The organism is Streptomyces sp. HD (assembly GCF_028369295.1).
In the GTDB taxonomy this organism is placed as follows: Bacteria; Actinomycetota; Actinomycetes; order Streptomycetales; family Streptomycetaceae; genus Streptomyces.
Map to the genome: position 1 here is coordinate 26,007 of NZ_JAQMYP010000069.1, position 16,013 is coordinate 42,019.

A 16,013-nucleotide genomic window follows, 5' to 3' on the forward strand; every position below is an offset into this window, starting at 1 on the left:
CCGTCCCTGCCGTGATCTCGCAGGTCAAAGGGCATGCAGCCAAGACGGGAACCAGGGCCAAGACGGCACCGCGATCGACCATCGCAGCCCGCCGCCAAGACGCCGCCCTCATCCGTCTTGCGCCGTCCCCCGCCGTCCTGCCGTATCACTGCAGGTCACAGCCCCGCCCGCTGGGACGGACGATGCAACGCCTCTGTCCCGACTCGGGACACGGTCCATCCGCAACCAAGCCCTGCAGGACGCCCCTGCGTCGTGTTCCGACTCGGAACACGACGCAGGCGGCACCCGCCAGGACGGAGGGCCAAGGCGGTTGCCGTACCTGCTCTGACCTGGGCTTGCAACGGCCAAGACGGCAAAGACGCACCCCACCAATACCCCAGGAGTACCTCGCTTGAGGATCCCTCTCATGTCTCGTAGCCCAGACCGTCCGCCGAGGGATGATCAGCCCGGTCTGGAGCAGCCGGAGAAGGCGAAGCTGCCTGCGGAGCAGTACGTGCTCCGTGCGGCCGGCATCGTCATCGTGGCCCTGACCGCAGGTGCGTTCTGGCTCTCCTACGCACACCTGGCCGAGGTTGCCGCCCAGCATGGACTCCGCGACTCACCGACCCGCCGATGGGCGTGGCCCGCGACGCTGGACGCGTTCATCGTCGCGGGCGAGCTGCTCATGCTCCGTGCGGGCCTGCGCCGCGTCACCGACAAATGGGCCATCAGCGTCACCGTCATCGGATCGGTCGGCTCCATCGGGCTCAACGTGGCCGGGGTGACCGGCACGCGCGAAGTCGGCAGCGTGCCGCTGCTCGACTACGTGGTCGCCGCGGTTCCCCCGGCCGCCGCGATGGTGGCCTTCGGCGTGCTGATGCGGCAGATCCACGAACTCGTCGCACAGCCTGCTGTCGACCGTTCGGCCCCCGATTCAGCGCAGGTGCCGCAACCACCGTCCACCCCATCCGTCCACCCCGCCGAGGCGCCGGCCACCGCAGTCGGCCCGTCTGCCGAGGTTCCGGCCGAGGGCGTCCGGCCTGCCGACCTACTGGTTCCGCGCGGTCGGACCACTGAGCCGCCGACCGCCGCATCCGTCCAGCCGCCGGAATCGCCCGCTGATGCCGCAGCAGGCAAGCCGCGCGGTGGCCGTCCGCCCGGCGCCCCGCTTGAGGTACTCGTGGAGATCGGCCGGGCTGCAGCCGCTGAGCAGGGCAAGCTCACCCGGACGGTGGTCCGAACGGCGGTTGAGGACAAAGGGCTGACGATCGGCAGCAAGCGGCTGACGGACGTGATGGACATCCTCCGGGCCGAACCCGAAGCCCCAGCCGAGACCGACCGGCCCGACGACTGACCGGAACCGCCACCGGATGACCGGACCCTTCCGGTCATCCGGCCCGCCGGTCACCGCCCCGCGCAACGCGCGAGCGTCCACACCTGTGGACGAGGCGGCAGCCGCCCGAACTCCACCTGATCTCTGCGGTTACCCGCACGCCCTCCCACCTCTTCTCCGGAGAACCGTCCATGACGCACGACCCGCTCCACTCCGAGGACACGCCCGACGAGCTGCCGACGCTGACGAAGTCCCCTACGCTGATGGGCCGTTGGCGCCGCGCGTTCGGACGGGCTGCCCCGGGCGGAGCCAGTAGTACCCCGAGTCCGACTCACGGCCGGTCTTCGGGCGTCTCCGCCCCGGGGGTGGCGGAGGAGGCCCAGCGCCAGGGGGCGCCAGGCCAGGACGTCGGGACCGAGGGCAGCCCCGACGAGGACACGCTCCGCACCGTCCAGCGCGAGACCCTGCGCCCCGTACGTGCCACCGACACCGTCGAAAGCGTCGGCGGTGAGCCCGTCGTGAAGAGCGTCCAACCCGCGATCCGCCGCTTCACCGGAGACAAACGCAAGGAACGTGTCGGCCCCCTGCGCTTCACGACCGATCAGCTCGCCCTCCTCCAGGAGGCCACTGCCGAGCACGGCTACAAGGGCGAGGGCGGCTTCGCCGCCGACGTCGTCGTCGCCTTCATCACCGGCCGGTTCACCGCCAACCTGCCCCTGTCCGAGGACCGCCGCCGCACCCACCACTTCCGCGCCCAGGTCCTGCGCCAGCTCAACCGGATCGGCGTCAACGTCAACCAGATCGCCCGCGCCCTCAACAGCGACCACACCCCAACCGACATCCGCCAGCATCTGACCGAACTCCGCCAACTCCTGGAGCTGATCGCCGAGGCCCTGCGCCAGCCCATCGACCCGGACACGGAGGCAGCCGCGTGATCGCCGCCATCAAACCGGCCGGATCCAACACCCGCGGCCTGCTCGCCTACCTCTACGGCCCCGGCGACCACGACGAGCACCTCGACCCGCACATCGTCGCCGGATTCGCGATGCTTGGCATGCCCGACCCCGGCCGCGACGAGAACGCCACCCTCACCGAACTCGCCCGCTACCTCGACGAGCCCGTGCGGCTGCGCAACAGCGAGTTCGGCAGGAAGGTCACCGATCATGTCTGGCACTGCCCGGTGCGCGCCGCCCCCGAGGACCGCTACCTCTCCGACACCGAGTGGGGCGAGATCGCCCAGCGCATCGTCCAGGCCGCCGGCATCGCCCCCGCCGGGGACGACCTCGCCTGCCGTTGGATCGCCGTGCGCCACGCCGATGACCACATCCACATCCTGGCCACCACCGTTCGCGAAGACGGCCGCCGCCCCAAACTCCACGACAGCGGCATCCGCGTCGGCGATGCCTGCCGCGAGATCGAAAAGGACTACGGGCTCAGGCAGTTGAAGAAGGGCGACCGCACCGGCGCCCGCCGCCCCACCCAGGCCGAGATGCACAAGGCCGAACGCCTCGGCTGGGAACAGCCCAGCCCTGCATGGCTCCAGGACCGTATCCGCGCCGCCATCCCGCACGCGACCAACGCCGAGGAATTCATCGCCTACCTCGAAGCCAGCGGCGTCGAGGTCCAGGTCCGGCGCGGCCCGTCAGGCGACCTCCTCGGCTACGCAGCCGGCCGCCCCGGCGACCTCAACGAGGCCGGCGAGCAGATCTACCACCCCGGAAGCAAGATCTCCCCTGACCTCTCCCTGCCCAAGATCACGACCCGCCTCGAATCCAGCCGGCCCGAGGAACACCCCACCGCCCGCCGCAACCACCCCAGCACCCCCTGGCAGCAGGCGACCGACGCCCTCGACACCCTCCACAGCGACCTCGCCGACGACACCCACGCCCAGGCCCACATCACCGCCCTCGGTGAACTGCTCGAAGCCACCGCCCAGAAGGCACCCGCCAACCTGCGCACCGAACTTCAGGCCGCCGCCAAGGCGCTCGCCCGCGCCCAGCGCTCCCAGATCCGGGCCGAAGACCGAGCCGCCCACGCCCTGCGCAGCGCGGCCCGAGACATCGTCCACACCGCCACCGGCCCCGACGGCAGCGCACTGGCAGCCTTGGTCGCAGCCCTCGTCTGGGCCACCATTGTCGCCAGGCGCTGGCACGAAGCGATGAACCACGCCCACCAAGCTGACGCCGCCCGCCAGGCCGTCCAGCACCTCCAGATGGCCGCTGACCGTGCCCTTGCTCCGACTCTCGCCGAACTCACAGCTCGACCCCCCAGGGAGCAAACCCGCCGCGTTCTCGCGAACGATGTACGAGCAGCCGTCCCCGACGACGCCGAGCGCATCCTCGCCGACCCGGCCTGGCCGGCACTTGCCACCGTCCTCGCCGACGCCGAAGCCCGCGGCCACCAGCCCCACCAGCTCCTCAAGGAGGCTGCTGCCCAGCGCGAGTTGACCAGCGCCCGCCAACCTGCCCGGGTGCTGATCACCCGTATTCAGCACACCGGCCGGAACCCTGCCCCGAACCGCCGCGCTGAAGCTGCCCGCCGACGCTCGACCATCACACCCTCGGTCCGCGTCCAGCAGATCCAAAACGGTCAGACTCCATCGACGACTACGACACCTGCCGAACAGCAGCACCGACGGCGCCGTTAGGCACCGTCAGAGCCGCGCGGGTTGCGTTCTTCCCGGATCGGAGGAACGTGCGAGGCTTTCCCGGATCACGCGGTCGCTGGCGCGCAGAGCCGCCGTCAGTTCTCCTCGCAGCTCGTTCGGGAGGGTTCCTGAGCCAAGGGCGCAGGCGCGTACCAGCGCGCGACAGTCCTGCACTTGCCGGTCCGTGGCGGTCTCGGTGAACAGAGGATGAGCCAAGCTCTCGCGAGCCGCATAGCCGTCTTCGGCGTCTGTCGTCCTGCGGTGGAGGTCCTCGACGATGCGGTGCGCGGCGAGCGCCTCGGCGGAACCGATCGCGTCGAGGACCGTAAGTCCGAGCCGGGTGTCGAAGACGATCATCCCGGGTTCGGTCTTCCGCTCGAAGTAGACCGTCACCAGGTCCGCCAGGTGCCCGTCGATCGGCTGCCCGGCGTCGCGGCGGCACAGGACGGTCAGGCATGTCGTGACGGCTTGTTCCCATGGGTCGCCGGGCATCGTGTCGGCAAGGAGGGCAGCGGCCCACGCGGTGTCACCCGCAACGAGAGCGGCGAGGACGGCGACCTGCCGACCGTCGAGCATCCGCTTTCCGATGCCATGGTGGGCTTCGATGTGCGCCAGCGCTTCGGCCCATCGCCCCTCGGTGGTGAGGGTGCGCGTGCCGTCTGCGAGGAGGACGCGCCACAGCCACGCGCGAACCTCTTGGCGGTCTTCGCCGGTCGCAGTGAGGTTCGCGGGTACGGTGACGTGCTCGAACCGGGCGGCTGCGCCCGCCTCGACGGCCTTGTACAGGTTGAGGAGTCGCTGCCGACCCTCATCGGCGTGACCGGCGCGGATCTGGAGGCGAGCGAGGTTGACGACCGGTTCCAGTCCTCGGATCGCGCTCATGCCGGTCAAGGGGCAGGCGTGGAGGTAGGCGGCGGCGTGCTGGTGGCACATCTCGCGGGCTAGGTCGGGGAGGCCGAGGTCGGAGGCGATGAGCGCGGCCTGGTTGTAGACGGCCGATGCGAGCCCCTGGTCAGTCTCTTTCACCGCGGTGTCGGCCAGGTCGACGAGTGCGCGTACGCGTTCAGGCAGGGGCAGGCAGGCGGGTCGGAATCGGGCGACGAGCGGGAAGCGCTGGGCTGTGGAGCCGTGTGGGTCCATGGATCCCCCTTGTCGAGAGTGAGGAATGCTGAGGCGGCGGTGCCCGCCAGCCATGTGTCGACGGGCACCGTCCGCTACGCGTGGGGCGTCACTGCCAGTCGACGACGATGCGGTTCAGCGGGGTGTCGAGAGCGAAGAGGCCGGGGCGCCGCTCGATGCTGGGGGCGTCGAGGGGCTGGATTTCGAACGTGGCTTCGTGGCTGCGGTATACGCGGTCCCAGGTGCGGATGGCGTCGGCGACCTTCGCGGCCAGTTCGTCGCTGCCGGGACCGTGGCCGATGACGCCGAACTCCCAGAGCTTGCCGCCCTCGGGGGTCCTCTTCTCCGACAGCCGCCGCGCCAGGTAAGTGACGGCGCCCTTGTCGACGACGGCGGTCGACGAGGGGTAGGGATCCTCGGTGAGCAGAGCACCCTTGGTGCTCTGAGGGAACAGCATCCGGATCAGGCCGGAGGGCAGGGAGCAGGTGAGGAACAGTTCCATCCACTCCGGCGATTCCATGGCGCGGACCGTCATGCCGGTCCACTCCTCGGTGCGCGGCTGGTCGAGTACACCTGCGAGGGCGTCGGCGTCGATGTTGAGTCCGGCGGGGGCCTGGAGTCGTACGGTGCCGTCCGTGCTGAGCGGGATCACTCGGCGGTCGTCGTCGGCGATGCCCCGCCGAAGCGGCATGAAGGTGTTCATCTCGCTGCCGAGGGACACCCACCGCCCGTCACGCTGCTCGTAGGCAATGGAGCGGGACACCGTGCCCTTGAGGCGCTGGGGGACGAGAAGCCGACCGCCGGGGGCAAGCTGCTGCAGCCAGGCGTGCGGCACACCGTGCGCGCCCACGGTGGCGATGATCCGGTCGTACGGCGCTGCTTCGGCGTAGCCGAGCGCCCCGTCGCGGGTCACGGCCTGGACGTTGGTGATCCCGGCGGCGGCGAGGTGCGTGCGGGCGCCTTCCACGAGGTCGTCGTCGACGTCGAGGGTGGTCACGTGTCCGTTCTCGCCGACCAGGTGGGCGAGTAGACCGGCGTTGTAGCCGGTGCCGGCGCCGAGTTCGAGGATGCGCTCGCCGGGCTGCGCTTCGAGCTGGTCCAGCATGAGGGCGACGACGCCCGGCTGGGAGGCGCAGGAGATGGACGTGCCGTCGGTGTCGTACTTGATGTGCACGGGTGCGTTGGCGTAGGCGTCTTCGAGTGACGCGTCGGGCACGAACACGTGGCGGGGTACGGTCCGCAACGCGGTCTCGACGGCGGGCGTGCGGGCGTGTCCGTCCGCGCGGAGCTGGTCGACAAGGGCGTTGCGGAGGCGCTCGGCGTCCGCCGTGGGAGTGGTGATCGTGTCGGTGTTCACCGCGCCGACGCTATCGGCGTCGGCCGTTGCCTCGGTGGACGGTTCGGTGTGGTCACTCGTTCCCATGACTACCTCTCGTGCGATGTGGGACAGGGCGCTCTGGTCGTCCCGTAGGAGACCGGCGCGGTTGGCGTGGAAGATCACGTGGTGGGCGATGACGGCTCGCAAGCCGCGGGTGAGGGCGCCGCGGGCTGCGAGGTCGGCCAGCGTGGCGCCAGCCCGTTCGAAGGCGGGCACCCATTCCTCGTGAGCGTGGAGTGGGCCATCCGGGCGGCAGAGGCTGTGGGCGTCGGCGGTCATGAGCTTGCGCATGGCCGGAGCCAGTTCGGCGGCTCGTTCGGGCGGTTGTGGAGCGGTGGCTGGTCGAAGGGCCGCGACCTTCGCCCATACGTCGCCCTGTTCGAACCAGTCGAGTCCAGCACCACGCATCATGGCGCTCGTCAGCAGGACGGCGGTCTCCCGGCGTCCCAGGCGCATCGGGTTCGTCTGGTAGGTGAGCAGGTGGCGGGAGTCGCTGTGGAAGAGTTCGTGGGCTGCGTCCATGGCCTCCGGGCCGCCGAATGCGTCAGTCTCGGGCTCGTAGACGCAGGGCAGGCACGACACGGCCACGCCGTCGCCGATGAGATCGCTCAGAAGCGACTCGATGGCTGGTGAGGGCTTGTCCGCGAGGTAACGCAGCGGCCAGGGCTGCTTGTTCATGAACCACCAGTCGGTGAGCTGCCCGTCGGCCTCCGCCTCGATCAGGGTGGGGCCGAGGCGTTCGGCGATGGTGCGCTGGGCAATCTCGCGGTCGACGAAGGTGATGTTGTGCTGCTGCCAGCGGTTGGGAGGCATTGAGGTCCTTCGGTCGGTGGATCAGGCGATGAGGAGGCATGTGTCCCAGGCGGACCGGGGTGGTGCGGCGGTGCTGGGCGCGAGGAGGGCCAGGGCTATGCCGACGGCGCCGTCGAGGAAGCCGGGGCCGCCTTCCTCGTCCTGGATGAGCGCCGTGGCCGTGAGTTCGGGGTCGGTGCCCGGTGGGATGACCGCAGCCAGGAGGGCCGGGATCGCGGCGCGGAGTTTCTCCGCGGTCGAGGGGCGGGCGTCGTCGGCCGTACGCGCGGCGACGTGGGCGAGGCCGGCGAACCCGTGGCAGAGGCCGTTGTCCGTCGTGGCCTTCAGCTGCTCGGGGTCGGTAAGGGCGGCCACGAGTGCGTTCTCCGCGGCAATCTGGCGGCGGGTGTCGCCGAGGGCAAGCGCGGCAAGTTGCTCGGCGCGGGCGAGGCCGGCGGTGCCGTAGCACCAGGATGGCCGCCGGGGCGCGGACGGGGCGAGACGCCCGCTTCGCAGCTCTGCCTGAGTGACCCAGTACGGCCAGACCGGTCCGCCGTCAGCCTCCCCCTTCCAGCGGTCCAGCCAGGCCAGGATGGTGCGTAGTGCTGCGTGGTGCCCATCGGTGACGGAGCCGTTTCGAGCGGCAAGGGCCAGGAGCGCGAGCACACCGCCGATGCCGTGAGCCATACCGGTGTTGGCGTGTCCGCCGGGGAATCGGTCGTCCGGGCTGCCCGAGGGCCCGGTCTCCGCCCACCAGCCCGGCAGGGTCTCGCCGTGGTGGGTGATCGGTTCGGTGAGGCGTACGCAGTAGTCGAGAACGGCGCGCATCGTGGAGCTGCCGGGGTTTCGGCGTAGTAGGTAGACGCCGTATCCGGTGAGGCCCCGGATGGTGTCGAACTCGGCGAGTTGCGGCAGGCGTCCGGCGTCGATGCGGCGGTGTGCGGCGTCGAGACGGCGCTCGACGTCGACCGCGATCTGGGCGTCCATCGCGTCGAGGGCGCGCTGGTAGGAGCCGGGAAGGTGATCGGCTGCACAGGTCAGGGCGTGGGCGAAGGCGGGCACTCCGTAGAAGGGGTGACTGTCTGGGCCGCTGGTGAGCGGCTGTCGGGAGGCGGCGGCGAGCCAGTTGTGGGCGCGGTGCCACGGTGCGAGGCCGTTCACGGCCAGCTCGATGTGCAGAAGCGCGATGCCGGGTGGCCCGTAAGCAAGATGCTGCCGGTCCGAGCACAGCGTCCTGGAGCCGTGAGGCATGGTCTCGGGGTCGGCGAGCCGGGCGGCGATGGCGTCGACCAGGCCGAGCGTGGGGTGCGCGTTCACGAGGCCCTCCCCTTGGTGCGGGCGGTCCAGGCCAGGGCGGCGGCGCGCGCCAGGTAGAGGCACACCTCTTCCTCCGGGAAGTTCACGGCGACGTGGCGCACGAAGTGGACGTGCAGCAGGGATGTCAGGACGTCGTCGACGGCGATGCCCTGGGTGTCCGGGCCGGGCAGGTGCGGCCGGTACGTGGCGAGTGCCGCTTCCCGGTCAGTCCATCCGGACACGATGGCGCCCCCTCCCGGGACCATGCGCAAGGCCGACCAGTCGTCGCTCGGGTCGGCGAGCCGTACGGCCTCGGTGAACTGCGGGCGTGGAACGGGCACCGGTGCGGTCGGCGAGACATGGTCGATCAGCCACTGCATCCCACCCTCGGTGCTGCCGAGGAAGGCGGAGGTGATGGCGACCGTGTGGGCCGCCACCAGCGTGCGCTGGCCCGGACGCTGTGGCTGCGCGAGTTGGGCCAGGACGGCGCGCGAATCCGCCCGGAACACCTCCTCGGCCGCCTCCCATGCGGTGCCGGAGCCCCAGCGGCCCATCTCGCGGTAGGAGGTGGGATAGCGCAGGTCGGCCAGCAGGCCGACGCTTCGTAGCTCGTCGGCCCAGGCGCTCACCGTTCGGGCCGTGTCGGCGAAGGCTTCCGGCGCGGGGAGGGCGATGCGTACGCGGAGGTGTTGGTCCGGGTCGCGGAAGCGGATGAACCACCATGGCGGGTTGCCGAGTTGTTGGAGTAGGCCGGGCAAGTGCCGGGAGAGCAAGACATCTTGGCGGCGGGGGTCGCCGTACAGGGCGGCCAGAAGAACCGGGGAAGCGGCAGGTGTCTGCATCTGGGTCGCCGACAGGGCACGAGCCCGGGTGGGGGCTGGCAGTGGCGGCCATGCCGACGGCCCGGTTGCTTTGAGGGGCACCACGACCTCGTGGGCTCGCCCGCCGCACCAGCCGTACGCCTCTGGTTCCGGGGCCTCGACGAGTACGGCCAGGCGCGAATGGTCGAGGTGTCTGCGCAGGAGTGCACGGTGGCCGGCCCCGCCGAGGTCGAGGAAGAGGTGCTGGTCATCCTCTACGAGGTAGACGCGGTGCGGCAGCCTTCGCCGGGCACGCCAGTCGCTGAGTGCGGCGTCCCACTCGGCCCGAGGGTGGGCATGGCCGGGAAGTTCGGACGCTTCCAGCCGCCAGCGTGCCGGGGCCAGCACGGTCCGGCCGTACCGCAGACGTGGAAGGAACGGCATCGCCGTTGCTGCGCCCCAGTCGAAGACGGTGACCTGCGCGCACTGGGCGCGGGACAGTTCGGTGAGGAACCGCACCAGCGGCGGGGTGTGGGTGCGCAGGTTCAGCGCGTGCATCCCTACGGCTTCCACGCGGTGTCCGCGCTCGGGGACGGCGAGGTACATGCGGCGGCCGTCGCACCCCACAGCCAAGTCCTCCGGGGTGAGGACGGTGTCTTGCGGGACGCGGTGCTCCTGAAGGCTGATCACGGCGGGTAGAACCTGTGGGGAGCGGGTGATGTGGGCGCTCTCGGAGAGCAGGGGCGGGAAAGACAGCTGCGCGGGGACGGTGTTGCCGACTGCGGCCGGGAGGTCGGCAAGCTCTGTGACCAGGGCCTCCCGGCCGGCGGGGGCCAGCACGCTGAGGAACCGGCCCATGGAGACTCCGGCACCACGGGACACACTCACGACCTCCAGCCGGAACCGCCCACGCTGCAACTCCTCCAGGCTGGCCGCATACACCCGCACCCCGATCTCCAAGTGCGGCGGCAGCCGAGGCTCGTCAGGACCCACGTCCAGGGCCTCAATCTGTTCGTCCGTGAGGATCACTTCGTCACGGCCGTCGAGCGCGGTGGCCTGGGCCAGCCGTACGAGGACGTCATCCCGAGCGGAGACGCGGGGCCTGCGTGGGCTGGCCGGAGCGCCTGGGTAGCCGTCGGGATAGCCGGTGCCGCTGTCCGCGACGACCTCCACGAGCGGCACCATCGTGCCGATGCCGTACCGCTCGTAGAACCGCTGGTGGTACTTGTTCCAGGCGGCGGTCCCGTACGGACGGCTGCTCAAGCGGGTAAGGATGAGAGCGGCGCGCTCGATCTCTCGGGCGACCGCTTCCGGCAGAACGATCTGTGCGTCCAGGCGGAGGTCGAGCGCGACGGGGTGGCGGCGCAGGCCAGGGACGAGGTCTCGCATCCGCGCCGCGACGCTGTCCCGGCCGCCGCGCGTGGCATATTCCTTCAGGCCGGCCCGGACCGCATGGAGTTCGCGTACGGTCTCCGCGACCGGGGCGAGGCTTCCAGCGTCGACAGCGTCGAGTTGGCCCACCAGATACCCGAGGGCATCGGTCTCGGTGCTCGGCGCGTGCAGGCCCGTGATCAGCACCCGCCGCCGGATCAACTCCGCCAGCAGGTGGCGCGCCTTCTCGGGACCGGCCTCGGGGAACTCCGCCTGGAGCTTGTCCACGAGGGTGCCGAACCGGATCGGTAGTCGGCCCGCGGCAAGGACCGCGAGCACCGGTCCGGTCAGCGCCAGAGACGCCTCGACCGCGCGAGTCCGGTCGTCCTGGACGTCGGGCTGGAACGGCACGATGAGCCGGTCTCCCCTGTACGTCACGGTGTTGTTGCTGACGACGGGCAGCCGTTCGAGGAGGTCCGGGCATAACTCCAGCCGTGCGACCAGGGCCGCCAGCCACTCTGCCCCTGCGCGGCCGACGGGCACGTGCTCCTCGCCCCAGTCGGCCCGCGCCTGCGGGCCGAACTCCGCGGTGGCCACGCCGGCGAACAGGCCGAAGGGTGTGGCCCGGTGCTGCGCCCGGAGCAGGTAGCGGGCCACGGACAGCGCGGCGCGCTGCACATCCCGGAGGGCGGGTTCCTCGGCTGTGCACAGGGCCCCTACTTGCGCGGCCAGGATCGGGCTGGAGTGCTGGAGTGCCTCGGTGACGTCCTTGTTCGCCCAGACCGCACGTAGCCACGCCACGCGGGCAGACGAACCACTGGGTGAGCGGTCATCGAGGTCAGGGCATGGAGGAATCGGCAGCGAGGGCCAAGCCACGGCGCGCACGAGAGCAGTGGAGCCGGTGCGGAACGCTGCGGGCGGAACAACCACCAAGTACCTCCGTAGGTGAGAGGGCGGGCGGCTGGTGCCGCCGCGCGGAGACGCGGCGGCACCAGACCGGATTGACCTGAGGGCCGGATCAGGCGACGTTGGTGGTGCAGGCGCCGCAGGTGGACCCGCAGTTGTCGTCGGTCAGGTTGACCAAGCCCGCCGGGTCGGCGATCTCGACGAGGGAGACGTCCAGGTCGAAGCCGTCTGATGCCCCAGGGATCTGCGGGCGTACTTCGGTGCGGCTGGGAACTACGGTGCTGCGCGTCATGCTGCAACTCCTCGCAATCGTTGTGGTGTTACTGGGCTGGAGCGCCCACCAGGTGCCGCCACGGGAGCGTCGCCAGACGGCTGCTTCCCGGACGACTCCTGGCCACCCGGCACGAGGGGACGTGCTCCGCGTAGGAAAGTCCTCGCGGGCTGCCTGCCTCACGCCGGGAAGTCGTGTGCTGTGAGTCTGATCAAGCGGATGCCGGCCGCCGCTCCATGAAGTAGGCGAGTGCCTGGGCCTTGAGACGATCGAGGCACGGCTCGCACGCGTAGAAGGGTGCGTGCTGCCCGTCCCACTGCACCGGGCCGAGCCAGATCACCAGGACTCCGGTACGCCCGCAGCCGAGCCAGCAGTCACCGGTGATCCACGGCCACTCCATGGAAGGACGTCCCCTTTCTCAGCTGGTCGGGATGGTCGATCTGGCGGCCTGGCAGTTGGGAGCGCAGGCCCAGAGCTGGAACGGCACGCCCCTGTGGCGTATCTCGCCTAGCCGTCGTCGCTCGCTCCCAACGGCCAGGCGCAGAGGGCGCAGTCCATGGCCCTGCTGGCGGGGCCGGAGCCGTGCCAGGTCCGGAAGGGGCGAGGATGCCGTGGCCGGGATGCTCACTCGTCACCCCCGGTGCGGAGTTCCGCCCAGACCTCTTTGCCCCAGGGGCGTCTGCCCGAGCCGTGCAGGTCATAGCCCCAGCGGTCAGCGACCGCATCGACGAGGAGCAGTCCGCGGCCCGACTCGTCGTCGTCAGCCGCCTGGCTGAGTATGGGCAGACGCGTTGGTTCCCGGTCCATGACCCCGATACGCAGTCGTGTCGCGCTCGGCCGCCCAACCGTGAGGCGGATCTCGGGACACGGAGTGTGCCTGGAGGCGTTCGCGATCAGCTCCGTGACGATCAGCGCGGCACGGTCGGCGAAGCCGTCGAGGTGCCACACACCGAGGACGTCTCGGACAAGTTCGCGGCCGAGCTCGGCCGTGGACGGCTCGGACGGGAAGGTCTGGCTGTACGTGGGGTGACCGACGGAGTGGGCCTCAACTGTTGTTCTCAGACTCGTCATTGGGGTGGAGCCTTCGTGTCGTCTCGGCGCCCGGCCCGCCCCCGCGGGGGAACCTCGGGGGCGGGCCAGGCCGTCAACAGCCGCCCGCACGGTGGGGCGCGGCGGGCGACCAGCACCCAGACAACTCCCTTTCCCAGCAGGTTGGTTAGGACGTTCAGGCACCCAGTCGACGGACCCACCTAGGGCGTTTTGACTTCCCCTTTACCTGGCGGGCGCGGATCGCGCGGACTACCGTGCCCGCATGGACACCACCCGCAACACCGTTCTTGAGGCGTGGATGACCGAACACGGCTATAGCTCCAACAGCCTCGCCGAGGCCGTGAACAGGGCCATTGAACGGTTGACCGCGCGCCCTGGTGGACTCGACGGCTCGTCGGTCCGGGCATGGAAAGCGGGCCGGGTGACCTGGCCAAAATCAGCTGCCCGCAGGGCACTTGAGGATGTCACCGGGCTACCCGCCGTCGCTTTAGGGTTCGTGCCACGTGGCCGGCCTTCGTCCATCCCGGCACCACCGCAGCAGGAGGACCCCGACATGAAGCGCCGCACCCTTGTCGGCAGCATCGCTGCGGCTGCCGCCGCAGCAGCCGCACCCGGCACCGCATCGCCGCGCCGTATCGGCATGAGCGACGTCAATCGCCTCAACAAGCGCTTCGCCGAGATCATCGCCAGCGATCACCGCCACGGCGGACAACTCGGCATCGAGCAGCGGGCCGCCGCCCTCGCCGACGAGGCGCTCAACCTCCAGAATGCAGGCAGCGCCACCCAGCGCGTACGAAGCAACCTCTACGCCTCAGCAGCCGCCTTCCGCTCCTCCGCCATGTGGGCCGCCATCGACGGCCGGCGCTACGACGTCGCCAAGGCGCACATGCGCGAAGCCCAGGCCCTCGCCGAGATGTCCGGCGATCAGGCGATCAAGTTCCGCATCTGGAGCCACGCCGGCACCATGTACCGCCATATGGGCCGACCGGCGGACGCGTTCGCGGCCAACGATGTCGCCCGCAACCTGCACCTCACCCGCCGTGACCCCCTGTTCGCGTCCCTCGGCCTGGCCCGCCAGGGGGCCATCCACGGCACGGCGCAGGACCGCACCGGCACCCGCCGGGCGTTCGAGCAGGCGCAGGACGCCATGCTGCGGGCCGACCCTGCCGACTACCGGCCGGTGTGGATGCTCGCCTTCTACGACCAGGCCGAGCTGGACTCCCTGGCCCTCTCCGCGCACTTGGCGCTCGGCGACTACTCGACCGCCGAGTACCACGCCCACCGCTGCCTGTCCGCCCTCCGACCGCACATGATCCGGTCCCGGGCCATCACCACGACCCGGCTCGCCCACGCCCAGCTCGCCCAGGGCGCCCCCGACGCCGCCACGGCCACCGCGATGAAGGTCCCCGCCGAAGCCGCCACCCAGCACGCCCGGGTCACGCGCATGCTGCAGGAGTTCGGGGCCGCACTGCGCGCCACCGCGCCGGGCAGCTCCACGGTGCGGACCTGGACCGAGCACACCGCCGCCTGGAGGATGGCCGCATGACCACGGCGCCCGCCATCGAACTGCGCACCTTCTCCACCCTCGACGCCGCCCGCGGCGACCTCCTCGACGTGTACGCCGACGTGCGTGCCCCGCTCCTCCACCTGCCGAACTATGCGGTCACCGCGTTCGGCGAACGCCTGGACCGACACGGCACCGAGCCGGGGTTCACGGCCGTCCTCGCGTACGCGGACGGGCACCCGATCGGCTACGCCTACGGCAACACCATCGAGCACGGCGACCGCTACTGGCAGCGCACCAGCCCGGCGCCGGCGAAGACGTACACCGAGCGCCCGGCTGTGGCCCTGAAGGAGATCGGCGTCCGGCCGACCTGGCGGAAGACCGGCACCGCCCGCCGCATCCACGACGCTCTCCTCGACACACGCGACGAACGATTCGTCACCCTCATGGTCAACCCGGCGGCCGGGGACGGAAAGGTCCACGCGCTCTACAGGTCGTGGGGGTATGAGGACATCGGCCAGAGCCAGCCGTCACCGGCCTCGCCGGTTCTCACCGTGATGATCCGCGCCAACCGCTGACCGGTTCCACGACCGAATCCCCGTGGTTCGGGGGAGGCCGTGAATCACCTGAACAAGCACGAGTGGCTAGACACCTTCCCCTGAGGGCCTCAGCCTCGTTTCAACACTGCTCCCAGCTGCAGGAGGCAGCGGACGGCACGTCGTCGAGATCATCGCCCAGGAGCAGCTGAGTGCGGCCCCTCACTCGACGAGGCCGCCAGAGAGTGGCCGGTAGCAGACAAGCCGCTGCTGGGCGCCCTCGCCACCCACGCCATCTGCCTGACTCGCCATCCCGATTCAATGAAGTTGGCATGGCCCGCAACGTTGCGGTCGCGCCACTGCGGTTGAACTGGCGGTGCCGGGTGGGGACCTGACGGTTCATGACCGTTGCGGTATGCCGGAAGCATGCGGTATGCGCAGGGAGGCGGGCTGACACCGAAGGAACAGGCGGCTCGTGAGCGGCTGAGGCTGGAGGCCGCGGAGCGGTTCGCGCGCGGGGATAGAACTACGGACGTTGCGCGTGAGCTTCGGGTCGGGGAGCGTCAGGTGGAGAAGTGGCGCAGGACGTGGCGGGAGGGCGGGGCCAAGGCGCTGGGCTCGAAGGGGCCGATGTGCGTGGAGCTTCTGAGCCCTGCGCAGTGGGAGCGTCTCGTGCGGGAGTTGGAGCGTGGCACCCTGGCGCATGGCTGGGATGAGGAGCAGGGCTGGACGCTGGTGCGGATCCGTGCGCTGATCATCCGGTTGTTCCTGGTGGAGTACACGGTGCAGGGGGTCTGGAAGCTGATGCGGCGGCACGGCTGGTCGCCGCAGGTGCCGGCCCGGCGGGCGTTGGAGCGGGACGACGCGAGTGTCGGGCGGTGGCGGAGTGAGGTGTGGGAGACGGTAAAGCCACCGCGGCGGCCCGGGACGCCTACATCTGCTTCGAGGACGAGGCAGGACAGGGGCTGAGGCCGCCGAAGGGGCACACGTGGGCACCGAGGGGCCGGACACCGGTGGTACGGGTGCGGGGC

12 protein-coding genes and 1 pseudogene are annotated in these 16,013 nt (G+C 70.5%); 6 read left to right on the forward strand and 7 right to left on the reverse strand.

All coding sequences use genetic code 11. The features are described from left to right. Positions 1-406 precede the first annotated feature (406 nt). The 3 genes from POF73_RS41010 to POF73_RS41020 all read left to right on the forward strand — a co-directional run bounded on the left by POF73_RS41010 (position 407) and on the right by POF73_RS41020 (position 3,959). Positions 407-1,333 carry a DUF2637 domain-containing protein gene (locus POF73_RS41010; RefSeq protein WP_272124501.1) on the forward strand — a complete coding sequence of 309 codons (927 nt, stop codon included), beginning with the start codon at positions 407-409 and terminating at the stop codon, positions 1,331-1,333. Positions 1,334-1,677: 344 nt separating this feature from the next. Beyond that, positions 1,678-2,247, forward strand: coding sequence for a MobC family plasmid mobilization relaxosome protein (locus tag POF73_RS41015; RefSeq protein ID WP_443049734.1), 570 nt, complete (start codon positions 1,678-1,680; stop codon positions 2,245-2,247). Beyond that, complete coding sequence (locus tag POF73_RS41020) at positions 2,244-3,959, forward strand: relaxase/mobilization nuclease domain-containing protein (RefSeq protein WP_272124503.1); 1,716 nt, start codon at positions 2,244-2,246, stop codon at positions 3,957-3,959. Before POF73_RS41015 ends, POF73_RS41020 begins: the two co-directional genes overlap by 4 nt. Positions 3,960-3,965: 6 nt before the next feature. Here the strand turns inward: POF73_RS41020 and POF73_RS41025 are convergent, their stop codons facing one another. From POF73_RS41025 to POF73_RS41055, 7 genes are all read right to left on the reverse strand, one after another. After that, positions 3,966-5,099, reverse strand: coding sequence for a hypothetical protein (locus POF73_RS41025; protein WP_272124504.1), 1,134 nt, complete (start codon positions 5,097-5,099; stop codon positions 3,966-3,968). An 88-nt stretch (positions 5,100-5,187) separates the two neighbouring features. Beyond that, entirely contained in the window at positions 5,188-7,269 is a 2,082-nt protein-coding gene (gene fxlM / locus POF73_RS41030) for a methyltransferase, FxLD system (protein WP_272124505.1), read from the reverse strand. A gap of 21 nt (positions 7,270-7,290) precedes the next feature. Further along, positions 7,291-8,565, reverse strand: a complete 1,275-nt coding sequence (locus tag POF73_RS41035; RefSeq protein ID WP_272124506.1) for a lanthionine synthetase C family protein — start codon at positions 8,563-8,565, stop codon at positions 7,291-7,293. Beyond that, positions 8,562-11,516, reverse strand: a complete 2,955-nt coding sequence (locus tag POF73_RS41040) for a lantibiotic dehydratase (protein WP_272124507.1) — start codon at positions 11,514-11,516, stop codon at positions 8,562-8,564. The genes POF73_RS41035 and POF73_RS41040 overlap by 4 nt, the downstream gene beginning before the upstream one ends. A 217-nt stretch (positions 11,517-11,733) precedes the next feature. Next, on the reverse strand, positions 11,734-11,913 hold the full coding sequence (locus tag POF73_RS41045) for an FxLD family lanthipeptide (RefSeq protein WP_016825826.1): 180 nt from the start codon (positions 11,911-11,913) through the stop codon (positions 11,734-11,736). A 190-nt stretch (positions 11,914-12,103) separates the two neighbouring features. Then, positions 12,104-12,292 carry a hypothetical protein gene (locus POF73_RS41050; RefSeq protein ID WP_019759144.1) on the reverse strand — a complete coding sequence of 63 codons (189 nt, stop codon included), beginning with the start codon at positions 12,290-12,292 and terminating at the stop codon, positions 12,104-12,106. A gap of 224 nt (positions 12,293-12,516) precedes the next feature. After that, entirely contained in the window at positions 12,517-12,963 is a 447-nt protein-coding gene (locus POF73_RS41055; RefSeq protein WP_134038778.1) for an ATP-binding protein, read from the reverse strand. A 241-nt stretch (positions 12,964-13,204) separates the two neighbouring features. On the opposite strand from POF73_RS41055, the gene POF73_RS41060 reads away from it, so the two are divergent. The 3 genes and pseudogenes from POF73_RS41060 to POF73_RS41070 all read left to right on the forward strand — a co-directional run. Next, positions 13,205-14,488 (forward strand): XRE family transcriptional regulator, encoded by a 1,284-nt coding sequence (locus tag POF73_RS41060; protein WP_272124508.1) that lies wholly within the window; start codon positions 13,205-13,207, stop codon positions 14,486-14,488. Beyond that, the gene (locus POF73_RS41065; protein WP_272124509.1) at positions 14,485-15,024 is read left to right on the forward strand and encodes a GNAT family N-acetyltransferase; all 540 of its coding nucleotides are present in this window, start codon (positions 14,485-14,487) and stop codon (positions 15,022-15,024) included. Before POF73_RS41060 ends, POF73_RS41065 begins: the two co-directional genes overlap by 4 nt. Positions 15,025-15,408: 384 nt before the next feature. Beyond that, positions 15,409-16,013, forward strand: a pseudogene (locus POF73_RS41070) (winged helix-turn-helix domain-containing protein); the annotation flags it as partial.